Origin of the sequence: Limnohabitans sp. (genome assembly GCF_017848645.1) — a bacterium.
Classification (GTDB): Bacteria; Pseudomonadota; Gammaproteobacteria; order Burkholderiales; family Burkholderiaceae_C; genus Limnohabitans_A.
Genome location: NZ_JAFEIF010000077.1, coordinates 79,581 through 92,127 on the forward strand (window position 1 = coordinate 79,581; position 12,547 = coordinate 92,127).

The window sequence follows — 12,547 nt, forward strand, 5'->3', positions numbered from 1 at the left end:
GCACACCCCGGATTATTTCCAGGAACTTGAGATTATCGCTTTTCCAGACCTGCTGGTGGCCAGGCTTCGAGCTTCATGCCCAAAGTCAAACCACGCGAGGCCAGAACTTCCTTGATTTCGTTGAGTGATTTGCGACCCAGGTTAGGGGTCTTGAGCAATTCATTCTCGGTACGCTGGATCAAGTCGCCAATGTAGTAAATGTTTTCTGCTTTGAGGCAGTTGGCCGAACGAACGGTGAGTTCGAGTTCGTCCACAGGGCGCAACAGGATCGGGTCGAAACTGCCCGCACCACCACGCACAGCAGGCGCATCAAAGGCAGACAGTTCGCTGCCTTCCAGTTGTGCAAACACGGCCAGCTGTTCGACCAGAATCTTGGACGATGCACGCACGGCGTCTTCGGCTGTGATGGCACCGTTGGTTTCGATTTCGATGACCAACTTGTCCAGATCGGTACGTTGCTCAACACGTGCGCTTTCGACGGTGTAGCTCACGCGCTTGACAGGCGAGAACGAAGCGTCAAGCACAATACGGCCCAAGGCTTTGGTGGGCTCGTCGGCGTAACGACGCATGCTGCCTGGCACATAACCACGGCCTTTTTCGACCTTGATTTGCATGTCCAGTTTGCCGCCTTGCGACAGATTGGCAATCACGTGCTCAGGGTTGATGATTTCCACATCGTGCGGTGTCTGGATATCAGCTGCCGTGACCGGGCCTTCTCCATCCTTGCGCAGGCTGAGTGTGACTTCATCACGGTTGTGCAACTTGAAGACCACGCCTTTGAGGTTCAACAGGATGTTCACCACATCTTGCTGAACGCCATCGATGGAGGAGTACTCGTGCACGACGCCTGCGATGGTGACTTCAGTAGCGGAGTAACCGACCATGGAAGACAGCAAAACACGGCGCAGGGCATTACCCAAGGTATGGCCGTAGCCACGCTCAAAAGGCTCCAACGTGACTTTGGCACGGTTGGCCGCCAGTTGTTCGACCTGGATAGCTTTGGGTTTCAACAGATTGGTTTGCATTCAGACTTCCTCTCAATACCCCCGGTTCGTTACACCGGTAAGGCTGATGAAGCACCCGACCCACAATGCCTTGTGCGTCGGGAACGATTGAAACAGCGTATTAACGTGAATACAGTTCGACGATCAACGATTCGTTGATGTCGGCACCGAATTCGTCGCGATCAGGCACTTTCTTGAAAGTACCTTCGGCCTTGTCGGCATTGACTTCCACCCATGCAGGCATTCCCACTTGAGCGGCCAGTTGCAGCGCCTCGACCACGCGGTTTTGCTTCTTGGATTTTTCACGAACAGCCACCACATCACCGGCCTTGACCAGGTAGGAGGGGATGTTCACGGATTGACCGTTCACGGTGATGGCTTTGTGCGAAACCATTTGACGAGCTTCTGCACGTGTCGAGCCAAAGCCCATGCGGTAAACCACGTTGTCCAGACGGCACTCGAGCAAAGCCAACAGGTTGGAACCTGTGTTGCCCTTGCGGCGGTCAGCTTCGGCAAAGTAGCGGCGGAACTGCTTCTCCAGCACGCCGTACATGCGTTTGACTTTTTGTTTTTCACGCAACTGCAGACCGTAGTCGGATGTGCGCTGACCCGAAGTGCGACCGTGCTGGCCTGGCTTGGAATCAAATTTGGACTTGTCCGCGATGGAGCGGCGTGCGCTCTTGAGGAACAGGTCGGTGCCTTCACGGCGGGAGAGTTTGGCCTTGGGGCCGAGGTAGCGTGCCACTTGATTTTCCTTTATGCAGCTGCCGCATCAACAAATGCGGGAGCCAGGCGATGCAAGCATGGCCTGGCGGTGGGCTTGGTTTGAAATTAAATGCGGCGGCGCTTTTGAGGGCGGCAGCCGTTGTGGGGAACCGGTGTGACATCGGCAATCGATGTGATGCGGATGCCCAGTGCACCCAAGGCACGAACCGAAGATTCACGACCTGGGCCGGGGCCCTTGATCTCGACGTCCAGGTTTTTAATGCCTTGTTCTTGCGCGGCACGACCAGCCACTTCAGAGGCGACCTGAGCTGCAAAAGGTGTCGATTTGCGCGAACCCTTGAAGCCCTGACCACCCGATGAAGCCCACGACAAGGCGTTGCCTTGGCGATCGGTGATCGTGATGATGGTGTTGTTGAACGAAGCGTGCACGTGAGCAATACCGTCTGCAATGTTCTTGCGGACTTTTTTGCGGACACGTTGTGCTGCGCTGTTTGATTGTGCTTTTGCCATGGTGGTCTCTCAATCCTGCTTATTTCTTCAGAGCCGCAGCGCCTTTGCGCGGACCCTTGCGAGTACGTGCATTGGTACGTGTACGCTGACCGCGCATGGGCAAACCGCGACGGTGGCGGAAACCACGGTAGCAACCGATGTCCATCAAACGCTTGATGTTCATGGTGGTTTCGCGGCGCAGGTCACCTTCGATGGTGAAGACTGCGATCTGGTCGCGAATTTTTTCCAGGTCTGCGTCGGTCAGGTCCTTGATCTTCTTCGAATAAGCGATGCCAGAAGCTTCGCAAATTTGTCGAGCGCGGGTGCGACCAATACCGAAAATGGCGGTCAAGCCAATTTCAGCATGTTTGTGCGGCGGAATGTTGATGCCAGCGATACGTGCCATTTTCGTCCTCTAAAACTAATTCAATCAGCCTTGACGCTGCTTATGACGTGGATCGGTGCAGATCACACGAACAACGCCTTTACGGCGGATGACTTTGCAGTTACGGCAAATTTTTTTCACCGAAGCAGAAACTCTCATGGTTCTCTCCTAAAACTCATCGATACCCAGACTTCGCAGACCAGGTGAAAAATATGGCCCCTCGCCACAGCTCGGGGTTCTTTTACCAAACATGCATCAAGTCGGTTAGGACTTGAAGTTCGCTTTCTTCAAAAGCGAGTCGTACTGTTGTGACATCAAGTAGTTTTGTACTTGTGCCATGAAATCCATCGTCACGACCACAATGATCAGCAGTGAAGTGCCACCAAAGTAAAACGGAACATTGTATTTCAGAATCAAAAACTCAGGCAGCAAACACACAAAGGTGATGTAAGCCGCGCCCACTGCGGTCAAACGCAGCAAGATCTTGTCGATGTATTTGGCTGTTTGATCACCCGGGCGAATGCCTGGGATGAAAGCGCCACTTTTCTTCAGGTTGTCTGCAGTTTCACGGCTGTTGAACACCAACGCTGTGTAAAAGAAGCAGAAGAAAATGATGGCCGCCGCGTAAAACATGACGTAAACAGGTTGACCAGGTGCCAGCGCATTCGCCACATCCTTGAAAAACCTGACCAGGATGCTCTCAGATGTTCCCGAGCTGAACCAGCCAATCAAGGTCGCTGGCAACAAAATGATCGATGAGGCAAAGATCGGAGGAATCACGCCTGCCATGTTCAGCTTGAGCGGCAAGTGTGACGATTGACCGCCATACACCTTGTTACCCACCTGACGGCGTGCGTAATTGACCAGAATCTTTCGCTGACCACGTTCGACAAAGACCACAAAGTAAGTGACCAAGGCCACCACCACGATGATCAACATCGAGATCAGAGGGTTCATCGCACCTGTACGGACCAGTTCAAACAACCCACCCAAAGCGCTCGGTAAACCTGCAGCAATGCCTGCAAAGATCAATATCGAGATGCCGTTGCCCAAACCACGCTCAGTGATTTGCTCACCCAACCACATCAGAAACATGGCTCCAGCGGTCAAACTGACCACGGCTGTCATTCGGAATCCCATACCTGGATTGATGACCAAGCCAGCAGAAGCTTCCAATGCAACGGCAATACCGAAAGACTGAAAAATTGCCAAGCCTAATGCACCAAATCGCGTGTACTGGGTGATCTTGCGACGACCCGCTTCACCCTCTTTTTTCATTTGCTCGAACGTGGGAACCACGTAGGTCATCAGCTGCATCACGATGGAAGCGGAGATGTAGGGCATGATGCCCAAAGCAAAAATGGTGAAGCGCGACAGTGCACCACCCGAAAACATGTTGAACAAGTTCAGGATGCCGCCTTGTTGACCGTTGAACAACTGCTTGAGTTGGTCAGGGTCGATACCAGGTACTGGAATGTGGGCGCCGATGCGGTAAACCACCAACGCCAACAGCAGGAAGACCAGTCGACGACGCAAGTCACCGTACTTGCCTGCTTTGGCTGTTTGATTAGCGTTGGTTGCCACGTTGTTTCTCGTCCATCAAGGTTCAGGCCACGGAGCCACCAGCAGCTTCAATCGCTGCCTTGGCACCTGCAGTTGCGCCAATGCCTGTCAGCTTGACAGCCTTGGTCAACTCACCGGTGTTGATGACTTTGACCACTTTGGCCATGTGCGCCACCAGACCAGCTTGCTTCAAAGACAAAACATCGACTTCAGCCATGTCCAGACGCGACAGCGTGGTCAGGGTGATCTCAGCGTTGTATTTGAGCGTTTGTGACTTGAATCCGCGCTTGGGCAAACGACGCTGCAAAGGCATTTGACCGCCTTCGAAACCCACCTTGTGGTAACCACCCGAACGGGATTTTTGACCTTTGTGACCGCGACCTGCAGTCTTGCCCAGGCCGGAGCCGATGCCACGACCAACTCGGCGTGGCGCATGCTTGGAGCCTTCTGCGGGCTTGATGCTATTGAGTTCCATCATCAGCCTCTTAGAGAACTTTGACCAGATAACTGATCTTGTTGATCATGCCGCGCACTGCGGGCGTGTCTTGCAACTCGCTCACAGAGTTCAGCTTGCGCAAACCCAAGCCACGCACTGTGGCGCGGTGGGAAACTTTGGTGCCAATCGGGCTGCGAACCAGTTGGACTTTCACAGTAGTTGCTGTTGTCATGTTCGTTCTCCGGTTCAGCCGAACAGCTCTTCAACCGACTTGCCGCGCTTAGCAGCCACGTTAGAGGCTGTTGTGCAGTTGGACAATGCGTCCAAGGTGGCACGAACCATGTTGTAAGGGTTGGACGAACCATGGCTCTTGGCCACGATGTCAGTAATGCCCACCACTTCGAACACAGCACGCATAGGACCACCAGCAATGATGCCGGTACCCTTGGGAGCTGGTGCCATCATGACGCGGGCTGCGCCGTGGTGACCGTTCACGGCGTGGTGAATCGTGCCATTTTTGAGGTGGACTTTGGCCAGGTTGCGACGGGCTTCTTCCATCGCTTTTTGCACAGCTGCTGGCACTTCTTTCGATTTGCCTTTGCCCATGCCGACTTTGCCGTCGCCATCACCGACCACGGTCAAGGCTGCGAAACCGAGGATACGGCCGCCTTTGACCACCTTGGTCACGCGGTTGACCGCGATCATCTTCTCGCGCAGACCGTCTTCTGGACCGTCGCTCTGCGGTTTTGCTGTAAATTTAGCCATTTGTAACTCCGATCCGTTTAGAACTGCAGACCTGCTTCACGGGCTGCTTCGGCCAAAGCCTTGACACGACCGTGGTAAGCGAAACCTGCGCGGTCGAAGGCGACCTTCTCAACGCCAGCAGCTTTTGCTTTTTCAGCAATGCGCTTGCCAATGACGGTGGCTGCTGCGGCATTGCCGCCTTTGCCTGCTGCACCCAGTGCTGTGCGCACGTCGGCTTCGGCGGTGGAGGCACTTGCCAACACTTTGGTACCACAACCAGAAATAACGCTGGCGTAGATGTGCAAGTTGGTGCGGCTCACGGTCAAACGTGCCACGCCTTGCTGTGCAATGCGGATGCGTGTTTGGCGTGCACGACGCAGACGCTGCTCTTTCTTGGTCAACATGATGCAGCTCCTTATTTCTTCTTGGTCTCTTTGATCGTGATCTTCTCATCCGAATAACGGATGCCTTTGCCTTTGTAAGGCTCAGGAGGACGAACAGCACGGATCTCAGCAGCAATTTGGCCAACACGTTGACGGTCAGCACCCTTGATCACGATTTCGGTCGCGGTTGGGGTGGCCACCGTGATGCCAGCAGGCATGTCGATGTTGACAGGGTGTGAATAACCCACGGCCAGGTTCAGTTTGGCGCCAGCGGCTGCCGCTTTGTAACCCACACCGACCAGGTTCAGCTTCTTTTCAAAGCCTTTGGTCACACCAGTGACCATGTTGTTCACCAGCTGACGCATGGTGCCGCTCATGGCATTGGCTTCACGTGAATCGTTGGCAGGCGCAAAGCTGAGCTTGCCGCCTTCGTTGTTCACGGTTACCAGCATGTTGGCGGAAATGGCCAATTGACCACCTGCACCTTTTACGCTGATTTGTGTTGCATTGATCGACACATCCACGCCAGCGGGGATGGTCACAGGCATTTTTCCTACTCGGGACATTCAGTCTCTCCTGCCTTTAAGCGACGTAGCACAGCACTTCGCCACCGACACCGGCTGCGCGCGCTTTGCGGTCGGTCATCACACCTTGGGGTGTGGTGACAATGGCGACACCCAAGCCATTTTGGACTTGTGGGATGGCATCACGGCCTTTGTACACGCGCAGGCCAGGGCGGCTCACGCGCTCGATGCGCTCAATGACTGGGCGACCGGCGTAGTACTTCAGGGCGATTTCGAGAACGGCTTTGCCGTCTTCGGTTTTGACTTGGAAGCCGTCAATGTAACCTTCATCCTTGAGCACCTGGGCAATGGCCACCTTCACTTTGGAAGAAGGCACCATCACAGCAGCCTTGGCCACCATTTGTGCGTTGCGAATGCGGGTCAACAGATCGGCAATGGGATCACTCATGCTCATGTTGTTATCTCCTGCCGATTACCAGCTGGCCTTGGTCACGCCCGGGATATGACCGGCGAAGGCCATTTCACGGATCTTGGCGCGGCCCAGACCAAATTGACGGAACGTACCGCGTGGGCGACCGGTGATTTCACAGCGGTTGCGTTGACGGGTCGGGTTGGCGTTGCGTGGGAGCTTTTGCAGACCCAGACGGGCAGCTGCACGCTCTTCATCGCTGCGCTTGAAATCATTGGCAACGGCCTTCAATTCCGCGTATTTCTTCGCGAATTTGGCTGCCAGTTTTTCACGCTTGAGCTCGCGCTCGATCAAAGCTACTTTAGCCACGTGGCACCTCAGTTCTTGAAGGGGAAGCGGAAAGCTGCCAAGAGCGCTTTGCACTCTTCGTCAGACTTGGCCGTGGTGGTGATGCTGATGTTGAGACCGCGCAAGGCATCGACCTTGTCGTACTCAATTTCAGGGAAAATGATCTGCTCTTTGACGCCGATGTTGTAGTTGCCACGGCCATCGAAGGCACGGCCGGAAATACCACGGAAGTCACGCACGCGGGGCAATGCCACGGTGACGAAACGGTCCAGGAATTCATACATCTGAACGCCACGCAGGGTCACCATGCAACCGATGGGCTGCTGCTCACGGATTTTGAAACCCGCAATCGCCTTCTTGGCCTTGGTGACCACAGGTTTTTGACCTGCAATTTTGGTCAGATCGCTCACAGCGTGGTCCATGACTTTCTTATCGGCCACAGCTTCAGACACACCCATGTTCAAGGTGATCTTGGTGATGCGAGGCACCTGCATGGGTGACTTGTAGCCGAATTTGGCTGTCAGGTCAGCAGCGATTTTCTCGCGAAAGAGTTGTTGCAAACGTGCCATGCTCATGCCACCTTGATTTCTTCGCCGCTGGACTTGTAAACGCGAACGCGTTTGCCGTCAGCCTGCAACTTGATGCCCACGCGATCAGCCTTGCCAGTTGCAGCGTTGAAAATCGCCACATTGGATTGGTGAATCGGCATGGCCTTTTCGATGATGCCACCAGTTGTGCCCTTCATAGGGTTTGGCTTGGCGTGTTTTTTGACGATGTTGATACCGTCAATCAGCAGGTGCGAGTCGCTGGCGCGCGACGACACTTTGCCGCGCTTGCCTTTGTCACGACCTGTGATGACGATGACCTCGTCGCCTGTGCGAATCTTGTTCATGGCGCGTCCTTACAGTACTTCAGGGGCCAAGGACACGATCTTCATGAACTTCTCGGTACGCAGTTCACGCGTGACCGGGCCGAAGATGCGGGTGCCGATGGGCTCCAACTTGGCGTTCAGCAACACAGCGGCGTTGCCATCGAATTTGATGAGCGAGCCATCGCCACGGCGGATGCCCTTGGCAGTGCGAACCACCACAGCACTGTAGATCTCGCCTTTTTTGACGCGACCACGTGGAGCGGCTTCTTTGATGCTCACTTTGATGATGTCGCCAACACTTGCATAGCGACGCTTGGACCCGCCGAGCACCTTGATGCACAGCACGGACTTGGCGCCGGTGTTGTCGGCCACATCCAACCGAGATTCTGTCTGGATCATTTCTTTGTTCCCAACTTGTATTCTTTATCTGCCAGCCCAAAAGCCAACATATAAGAATCAGTCTTGGACCCGTCATTCACACAGCAAACCACTCGCTGTGCTTCAGTTTGGGCAGATACCTAAGCCTTTTATAAGGCGAAGCACACTATTATGCCTGTAAAAAATGCGCCGCGCAAGCTGCTCGTGAAAATTTTTGCTTTCTTTACAGCTTGGCACGGCTGCAGGCCTTCTTCTTGGCGTGATAGTGCCAACGCCATGGCTGGGCTTCAACCCTTAGCCCAAGCGCGAGAGCGGGTGACTGCTTCACGCCAACGCGACACATAGGCTGCCCTTTTGGATTCTGGCCATTGTGGCAAGAATCGCCGCTCTTCTTGCCATTGGGCCGACAGCTCCCCAGCGTCTGACCAGTAGCCGGTAGCCAACCCCGCCAGATACGTGACCCCAAGCGCCGTGGTCTCACTGATGCGGCTGCGCACCACCGGCACACCCAGCACATTCGCCTGGATCTGCATTAATAGGTCGTTTTTGCTGGCACCGCCATCTACCCTCAACTCGGTCAGCGCCAATCCGCTGTCGGCGCTCATGGCCCGAAAGACGTCGCCCGTCTGCAAGGCAATGGCCTCCAAGGCAGCTCTGGCGATGTGCGCCCGACCTGTCCCCCGGGTCATGCCCACCAAGGTCCCGCGGGCCTGACCATCCCAATCGGGCGTACCCAATCCAGCAAAAGCAGGGACCAAAAAGACGTCACCCGTGTCCTGCACGCTGGCCGCCAAGGCTTCAACCTGGGCTGCGCTGTCAATGATCTGCAATCCGTCTCGCAGCCACTGCACCGTGGCACCGGCCATGAATACCGAGCCTTCCAGGGCATAGGCCATGGGGCGATGCGCCGCCCCCGGGCCTTGCCAGGCCACGGTGCTGAGCAATTGGTGGTGACTGGCCACCGGTTGATCGCCCGTGTTCATCAGCATGAAACAGCCCGTGCCATAGGTGTTTTTGGCCATGCCAGGGGCAAAACAAGCCTGCCCGAACAGGGCTGCCTGCTGATCGCCCGCCCAGCCTGCAATCGGCACACTGGCACCCAGCAGGTGCGCATCCGTCTCGGCCAGCTGGCCGCAAGAGGGCAAGATCCGGGGCAACACCGCAGGCGGAATGTTCAGCAGCGCCAGCATGTCCTCGTCCCATGTCCCGGTTTTCAGGTTGAACAGCAGGGTGCGTGAGGCGTTGCTGGGCTCGGTGGCATGTACCCGTCCGCCCGTCAGCTGCCACAGCAGCCAACTGTCCACCGTGCCAAAGGCCAATTCGCCCCGTTCGGCCCGCGCCCGGGCGCCAGGTACATGGTCCAGCAACCAGGCCAGCTTGGTGCCCGAAAAATAAGCATCGAGTACCAAGCCGGTTTTGGCGGCGATGACCGCATCGTGGCCTGCCGCGCGCAAGTCCTCGCACAACCCGGCAGTACGGCGATCCTGCCAGACGATGGCTGGAGCCACCGGCTGCCCCGTTTGGCGATCCCACAGCACGGTGGTTTCGCGCTGGTTGGTGATGCCCATGGCGCGGATCTGCTGAGCAGTGATGCACGCCCGCCCCAGCACCTCGCGCAGCACAGCCAATTGTGTTTGCCAAATTTCGGTGGCATCGTGCTCCACCCACCCCGGGTGTGGGAAATGCTGGGTAAATTCGCGTTGTGCCATGGCCACCACCTGGCCTGCACGGTCAAACACCACCGCCCTTGAGCTGGTGGTGCCTTGGTCTATTGAAAGCATGTAATCCATGTGCACTAGATTAGCGCAAAGCAACCCCCACAAACAGCGACAATTCCCCGATTGACCATCTGCATCAGACACACAAGGGACACCCGACATGACCACCTCACACCACATCGCCTTCATCGGCGGCGGCAACATGGCCAGCGCCATCATTGGCGGCCTGATCCGCCAAGGCATGAGGCCCGATCAATTCACCGTGATCGAACCCTTTGCCGACACCGCCGCCAAGCTGCACAAGGACTTTGGCATCACCGCCTTGCCCGCCGCAGACGCAGCCCTGGCCCGAGCGGACTTGGTGGTCTGGGCGGTTAAACCGCAAGTCTTCAGCGAAGCCGCTGCCCCGGTCATGCCCCACACCCGCGCCGCCTTGCACCTGTCGGTGGCCGCGGGCATCCGCACCGACAGCATTACCCGCTGGGTCGGCACCGATCGGGTGGTGCGCTGCATGCCCAACACCCCGGCTCTGGTGGGCCAGGGCATCACCGGCTTGTTTGCCTGCCCATCGGTCACCCCGCAAGACCAGACACTGGTGGAGCAGGTCATTGGGACCACCGGACAATTCATCTGGGTGCAACAGGAGTCGCAGCTGGACGCCGTGACCGCCTTGTCGGGGTCCGGTCCAGCCTATGTGTTTTATTTCCTCGAAGCCATGACCGAAGCGGGCGTTGGCATGGGTATGAGCCCCGAACAGGCCTATCAGCTGGCGGTGGCCACGTTTTCGGGGGCGGCCAGCCTGGCTGCAGCTTCTACCGAATCACCCGAGGTGCTGCGCCAACGCGTCACGTCCAAAGGCGGAACCACCTATGCGGCCCTCACCGCGATGGAGGCGGCCGGCATCAAGCCCGCTTTTGTGAAAGCCATGCAAGCGGCTGAGCAACGCGCCCGCGAATTGGGCGATGAGTTTGGCAAAGCCTGAACGCGGGCCAGCCCCTGGCTGCTGGTCGGGACATCAGGTGTAAGACAAGGCCACGCCCGCAAACACACTCAAGCCTAGCCAGTGGTTCAACCTGAAGGCCTTGAAGCAACCCTCGCGGCTGCGGTCCTTGATCAACCACACATGCCACATCGCCTGCGCGGCCGCTCCCGCCAGACCCGCCCACAGCCAAGCGCCGCGCACAGGTGCGTCCAGCAGCAACGCCCATAGGATCAAAAAGGCCGCGTAAAAGCCCGCGATGGCGAGCACATCCCATTGGCCCAAGGTGATGGCCGAGGTTTTCATGCCGATCTTCAGATCGTCATCGCGGTCCACCATCGCGTATTCGGTGTCGTACGCCAACACCCAGAACAAATTGCCCAAAAGCAAAGCCCAAGCGAGCAACGGCACTTCGCTTTGGACCGCTGCAAATGCCATCGGAATTCCAAAACTGAAGGCCACCCCCAGCACCGCCTGAGGCATGGACACAAAACGTTTGGCATAGGGATAAACCAAGGTCACGGCCAATGCCGCAAATGACCAGGTCACCGTCGCGCGGTTGGTGCTGAGCACCAGCACAAAAGCCAGCAGCGCCAGCGCCACCCCCAAACCCAGCGCCTCTTTGACACCCAAACGCCCGCTGGTCACCGGACGCTGGGCCGTGCGTTTGACATGCTTGTCAAACTCGCGATCGGCCACATCGTTGACGCAACAGCCAGCGCTGCGCATGAGGATGGTACCCAGCGTGAACACCACCACCAAATGCCAGCCCGGGAAGCCGTCAGCCGCCACCCACAAGGCCGACAAAGTGGGCCACAACAACAACAACCAGCCGGCAGGTCGGTTCCAGCGGATCAGGTCCAGGTAAAGCTTGAGTCGGTCAGTCATCCACGAATTATCCGTCCCCCATCCTGTGAGGCCTCGCCTGCGGACTCAAGCCATTGGCCCGGCCGCAAACGGCATCACCTGCACTCAGAAACGGTAACCCAAGCCGACCGCATACAAAACGGGGTCCACCTTCAAACGCCCGATGCTGCTGCCGACCGAATAAACATCGGTTCGGATGTAAGCCTTCTTCACATCCAGATTGATGGACCAATTGCGATCCAGCGGTATGTCCAGTCCGGCTTGAAACGCCCAACCCCAACTGTGACTGTCCAAACTCACCCCCGCAGGCAAAGCCACATCGCTGAAGTGCGTGTAGTTGATGCCCGCGCCCAGATAGGGCTTGATCCCTGGCTGGTCGGTGAAGTGGTATTGCAACAGCAAGCTGGGCGGCAAATGCTTGAAAGACCCGATTTCGCTGCCATTGGCATAAACCGTTTGCTTTTGTGGGGTGGTCAAGACCAGTTCGGCTGCCAAGTTCGGGCTCAGGAAGTAGGTGACGTCCACCTCACCGAAAGTCTTGTTGTTGATCGACAAGCCCAAGGGTGTTGAGTCCTTGTTGCTGCTGTCCAGGTGTACCGATCGAATGCGAACCATCCAGGGACTCTCTCCAGATGCCTGGGCAAACACCCCAGTCACTGAGCCCGCTGCCAAAATCGCCGCCATCACAACGTGTTTTTTCATATTGACATTCCTTATGAACGA

20 protein-coding genes are annotated in these 12,547 nt (G+C 56.6%); 1 reads left to right on the top strand and 19 read right to left on the bottom strand.

The genetic code is table 11. From position 1 onward, the window contains the following. Window positions 1-32: 32 nt before the first annotated feature. From rpoA to glpK, 17 genes are all read right to left on the bottom strand, one after another. Entirely contained in the window at window positions 33-1,025 is a 993-nt protein-coding gene (rpoA, locus tag QZ190_RS16640; protein ID WP_062407213.1) for a DNA-directed RNA polymerase subunit alpha, read from the bottom strand. Between the two features lie 100 nt (window positions 1,026-1,125). Beyond that, the gene (rpsD, locus tag QZ190_RS16645; RefSeq protein WP_062407211.1) at window positions 1,126-1,749 is read right to left on the bottom strand and encodes a 30S ribosomal protein S4; all 624 of its coding nucleotides are present in this window, start codon (window positions 1,747-1,749) and stop codon (window positions 1,126-1,128) included. Window positions 1,750-1,835: 86 nt separating this feature from the next. Then, window positions 1,836-2,240: a 30S ribosomal protein S11 gene (gene rpsK / locus QZ190_RS16650; RefSeq protein WP_019427456.1), complete on the bottom strand. Its 405-nt coding sequence runs from the start codon at window positions 2,238-2,240 to the stop codon at window positions 1,836-1,838. Window positions 2,241-2,259: 19 nt separating this feature from the next. Further along, window positions 2,260-2,625: a 30S ribosomal protein S13 gene (rpsM, locus tag QZ190_RS16655; protein ID WP_019429278.1), complete on the bottom strand. Its 366-nt coding sequence runs from the start codon at window positions 2,623-2,625 to the stop codon at window positions 2,260-2,262. A gap of 24 nt (window positions 2,626-2,649) precedes the next feature. Continuing rightward, the gene (gene rpmJ / locus QZ190_RS16660; RefSeq protein ID WP_028820150.1) at window positions 2,650-2,763 is read right to left on the bottom strand and encodes a 50S ribosomal protein L36; all 114 of its coding nucleotides are present in this window, start codon (window positions 2,761-2,763) and stop codon (window positions 2,650-2,652) included. Between the two features lie 105 nt (window positions 2,764-2,868). Then, window positions 2,869-4,188, bottom strand: coding sequence for a preprotein translocase subunit SecY (gene secY / locus QZ190_RS16665; RefSeq protein WP_291918662.1), 1,320 nt, complete (start codon window positions 4,186-4,188; stop codon window positions 2,869-2,871). 22 nt (window positions 4,189-4,210) lie between these two features. Continuing rightward, entirely contained in the window at window positions 4,211-4,642 is a 432-nt protein-coding gene (rplO, locus tag QZ190_RS16670; RefSeq protein WP_108365706.1) for a 50S ribosomal protein L15, read from the bottom strand. A 10-nt stretch (window positions 4,643-4,652) separates the two neighbouring features. Then, a complete protein-coding gene (rpmD, locus tag QZ190_RS16675; protein ID WP_062407206.1) occupies window positions 4,653-4,835 on the bottom strand; it encodes a 50S ribosomal protein L30 in 183 nt (60 codons plus the stop codon). Between the two features lie 14 nt (window positions 4,836-4,849). Further along, a complete protein-coding gene (gene rpsE / locus QZ190_RS16680; RefSeq protein ID WP_090044609.1) occupies window positions 4,850-5,368 on the bottom strand; it encodes a 30S ribosomal protein S5 in 519 nt (172 codons plus the stop codon). A gap of 17 nt (window positions 5,369-5,385) precedes the next feature. Further along, complete coding sequence (rplR, locus tag QZ190_RS16685) at window positions 5,386-5,751, bottom strand: 50S ribosomal protein L18 (protein WP_291918672.1); 366 nt, start codon at window positions 5,749-5,751, stop codon at window positions 5,386-5,388. 11 nt (window positions 5,752-5,762) lie between these two features. After that, window positions 5,763-6,296, bottom strand: coding sequence for a 50S ribosomal protein L6 (gene rplF, locus QZ190_RS16690; protein WP_291918675.1), 534 nt, complete (start codon window positions 6,294-6,296; stop codon window positions 5,763-5,765). A gap of 16 nt (window positions 6,297-6,312) precedes the next feature. Further along, window positions 6,313-6,708 (bottom strand): 30S ribosomal protein S8, encoded by a 396-nt coding sequence (rpsH, locus tag QZ190_RS16695; protein ID WP_291918679.1) that lies wholly within the window; start codon window positions 6,706-6,708, stop codon window positions 6,313-6,315. 18 nt (window positions 6,709-6,726) lie between these two features. After that, window positions 6,727-7,032, bottom strand: a complete 306-nt coding sequence (rpsN, locus tag QZ190_RS16700; RefSeq protein WP_108365651.1) for a 30S ribosomal protein S14 — start codon at window positions 7,030-7,032, stop codon at window positions 6,727-6,729. A gap of 8 nt (window positions 7,033-7,040) precedes the next feature. Beyond that, window positions 7,041-7,580, bottom strand: coding sequence for a 50S ribosomal protein L5 (gene rplE, locus QZ190_RS16705; protein ID WP_291918687.1), 540 nt, complete (start codon window positions 7,578-7,580; stop codon window positions 7,041-7,043). A gap of 2 nt (window positions 7,581-7,582) precedes the next feature. After that, entirely contained in the window at window positions 7,583-7,903 is a 321-nt protein-coding gene (rplX, locus tag QZ190_RS16710) for a 50S ribosomal protein L24 (RefSeq protein ID WP_062407194.1), read from the bottom strand. Between the two features lie 9 nt (window positions 7,904-7,912). Further along, on the bottom strand, window positions 7,913-8,281 hold the full coding sequence (gene rplN, locus QZ190_RS16715) for a 50S ribosomal protein L14 (protein WP_019427444.1): 369 nt from the start codon (window positions 8,279-8,281) through the stop codon (window positions 7,913-7,915). A gap of 266 nt (window positions 8,282-8,547) precedes the next feature. Then, complete coding sequence (gene glpK, locus QZ190_RS16720) at window positions 8,548-10,050, bottom strand: glycerol kinase GlpK (RefSeq protein WP_291918692.1); 1,503 nt, start codon at window positions 10,048-10,050, stop codon at window positions 8,548-8,550. Window positions 10,051-10,138: 88 nt separating this feature from the next. Between glpK and proC the strand changes: the two genes are divergently transcribed. Beyond that, window positions 10,139-10,960, top strand: coding sequence for a pyrroline-5-carboxylate reductase (gene proC / locus QZ190_RS16725; protein WP_291918696.1), 822 nt, complete (start codon window positions 10,139-10,141; stop codon window positions 10,958-10,960). 33 nt (window positions 10,961-10,993) lie between these two features. On the opposite strand, the gene ubiA is transcribed toward proC, so the two are convergent. Continuing rightward, a complete protein-coding gene (gene ubiA / locus QZ190_RS16730) occupies window positions 10,994-11,845 on the bottom strand; it encodes a 4-hydroxybenzoate octaprenyltransferase (RefSeq protein WP_291918698.1) in 852 nt (283 codons plus the stop codon). An 84-nt stretch (window positions 11,846-11,929) separates the two neighbouring features. Further along, window positions 11,930-12,526 (bottom strand): OmpW family outer membrane protein, encoded by a 597-nt coding sequence (locus tag QZ190_RS16735; RefSeq protein ID WP_291918700.1) that lies wholly within the window; start codon window positions 12,524-12,526, stop codon window positions 11,930-11,932. Window positions 12,527-12,547: the final 21 nt, after the last annotated feature.

Excerpts from the sequence above, each read along its gene's own strand:
- rpsE (WP_090044609.1), bottom strand. The coding sequence starts at position 5,368 with ATGGCTAAATTTACAGCAAAACCGCAGAGCGACGGTCCAGAAGACGGT.
- QZ190_RS16735 (WP_291918700.1), bottom strand. The coding sequence starts at position 12,526 with ATGAAAAAACACGTTGTGATGGCGGCGATTTTGGCAGCGGGCTCAGTG.
- rpmD (WP_062407206.1), bottom strand. The coding sequence starts at position 4,835 with ATGACAACAGCAACTACTGTGAAAGTCCAACTGGTTCGCAGCCCGATT.
- proC (WP_291918696.1), top strand. The coding sequence starts at position 10,139 with ATGACCACCTCACACCACATCGCCTTCATCGGCGGCGGCAACATGGCC.
- rplX (WP_062407194.1), bottom strand. The coding sequence starts at position 7,903 with ATGAACAAGATTCGCACAGGCGACGAGGTCATCGTCATCACAGGTCGT.
- rpmJ (WP_028820150.1), bottom strand. The coding sequence starts at position 2,763 with ATGAGAGTTTCTGCTTCGGTGAAAAAAATTTGCCGTAACTGCAAAGTC.
- rpsH (WP_291918679.1), bottom strand. The coding sequence starts at position 6,708 with ATGAGCATGAGTGATCCCATTGCCGATCTGTTGACCCGCATTCGCAAC.
- rpsK (WP_019427456.1), bottom strand. The coding sequence starts at position 2,240 with ATGGCAAAAGCACAATCAAACAGCGCAGCACAACGTGTCCGCAAAAAA.
- rplO (WP_108365706.1), bottom strand. The coding sequence starts at position 4,642 with ATGGAACTCAATAGCATCAAGCCCGCAGAAGGCTCCAAGCATGCGCCA.
- ubiA (WP_291918698.1), bottom strand. The coding sequence starts at position 11,845 with ATGACTGACCGACTCAAGCTTTACCTGGACCTGATCCGCTGGAACCGA.
- rpoA (WP_062407213.1), bottom strand. The coding sequence starts at position 1,025 with ATGCAAACCAATCTGTTGAAACCCAAAGCTATCCAGGTCGAACAACTG.
- rpsM (WP_019429278.1), bottom strand. The coding sequence starts at position 2,625 with ATGGCACGTATCGCTGGCATCAACATTCCGCCGCACAAACATGCTGAA.
- rplR (WP_291918672.1), bottom strand. The coding sequence starts at position 5,751 with ATGTTGACCAAGAAAGAGCAGCGTCTGCGTCGTGCACGCCAAACACGC.
- rplF (WP_291918675.1), bottom strand. The coding sequence starts at position 6,296 with ATGTCCCGAGTAGGAAAAATGCCTGTGACCATCCCCGCTGGCGTGGAT.
- rplN (WP_019427444.1), bottom strand. The coding sequence starts at position 8,281 with ATGATCCAGACAGAATCTCGGTTGGATGTGGCCGACAACACCGGCGCC.
- rplE (WP_291918687.1), bottom strand. The coding sequence starts at position 7,580 with ATGGCACGTTTGCAACAACTCTTTCGCGAGAAAATCGCTGCTGACCTG.
- glpK (WP_291918692.1), bottom strand. The coding sequence starts at position 10,050 with ATGGATTACATGCTTTCAATAGACCAAGGCACCACCAGCTCAAGGGCG.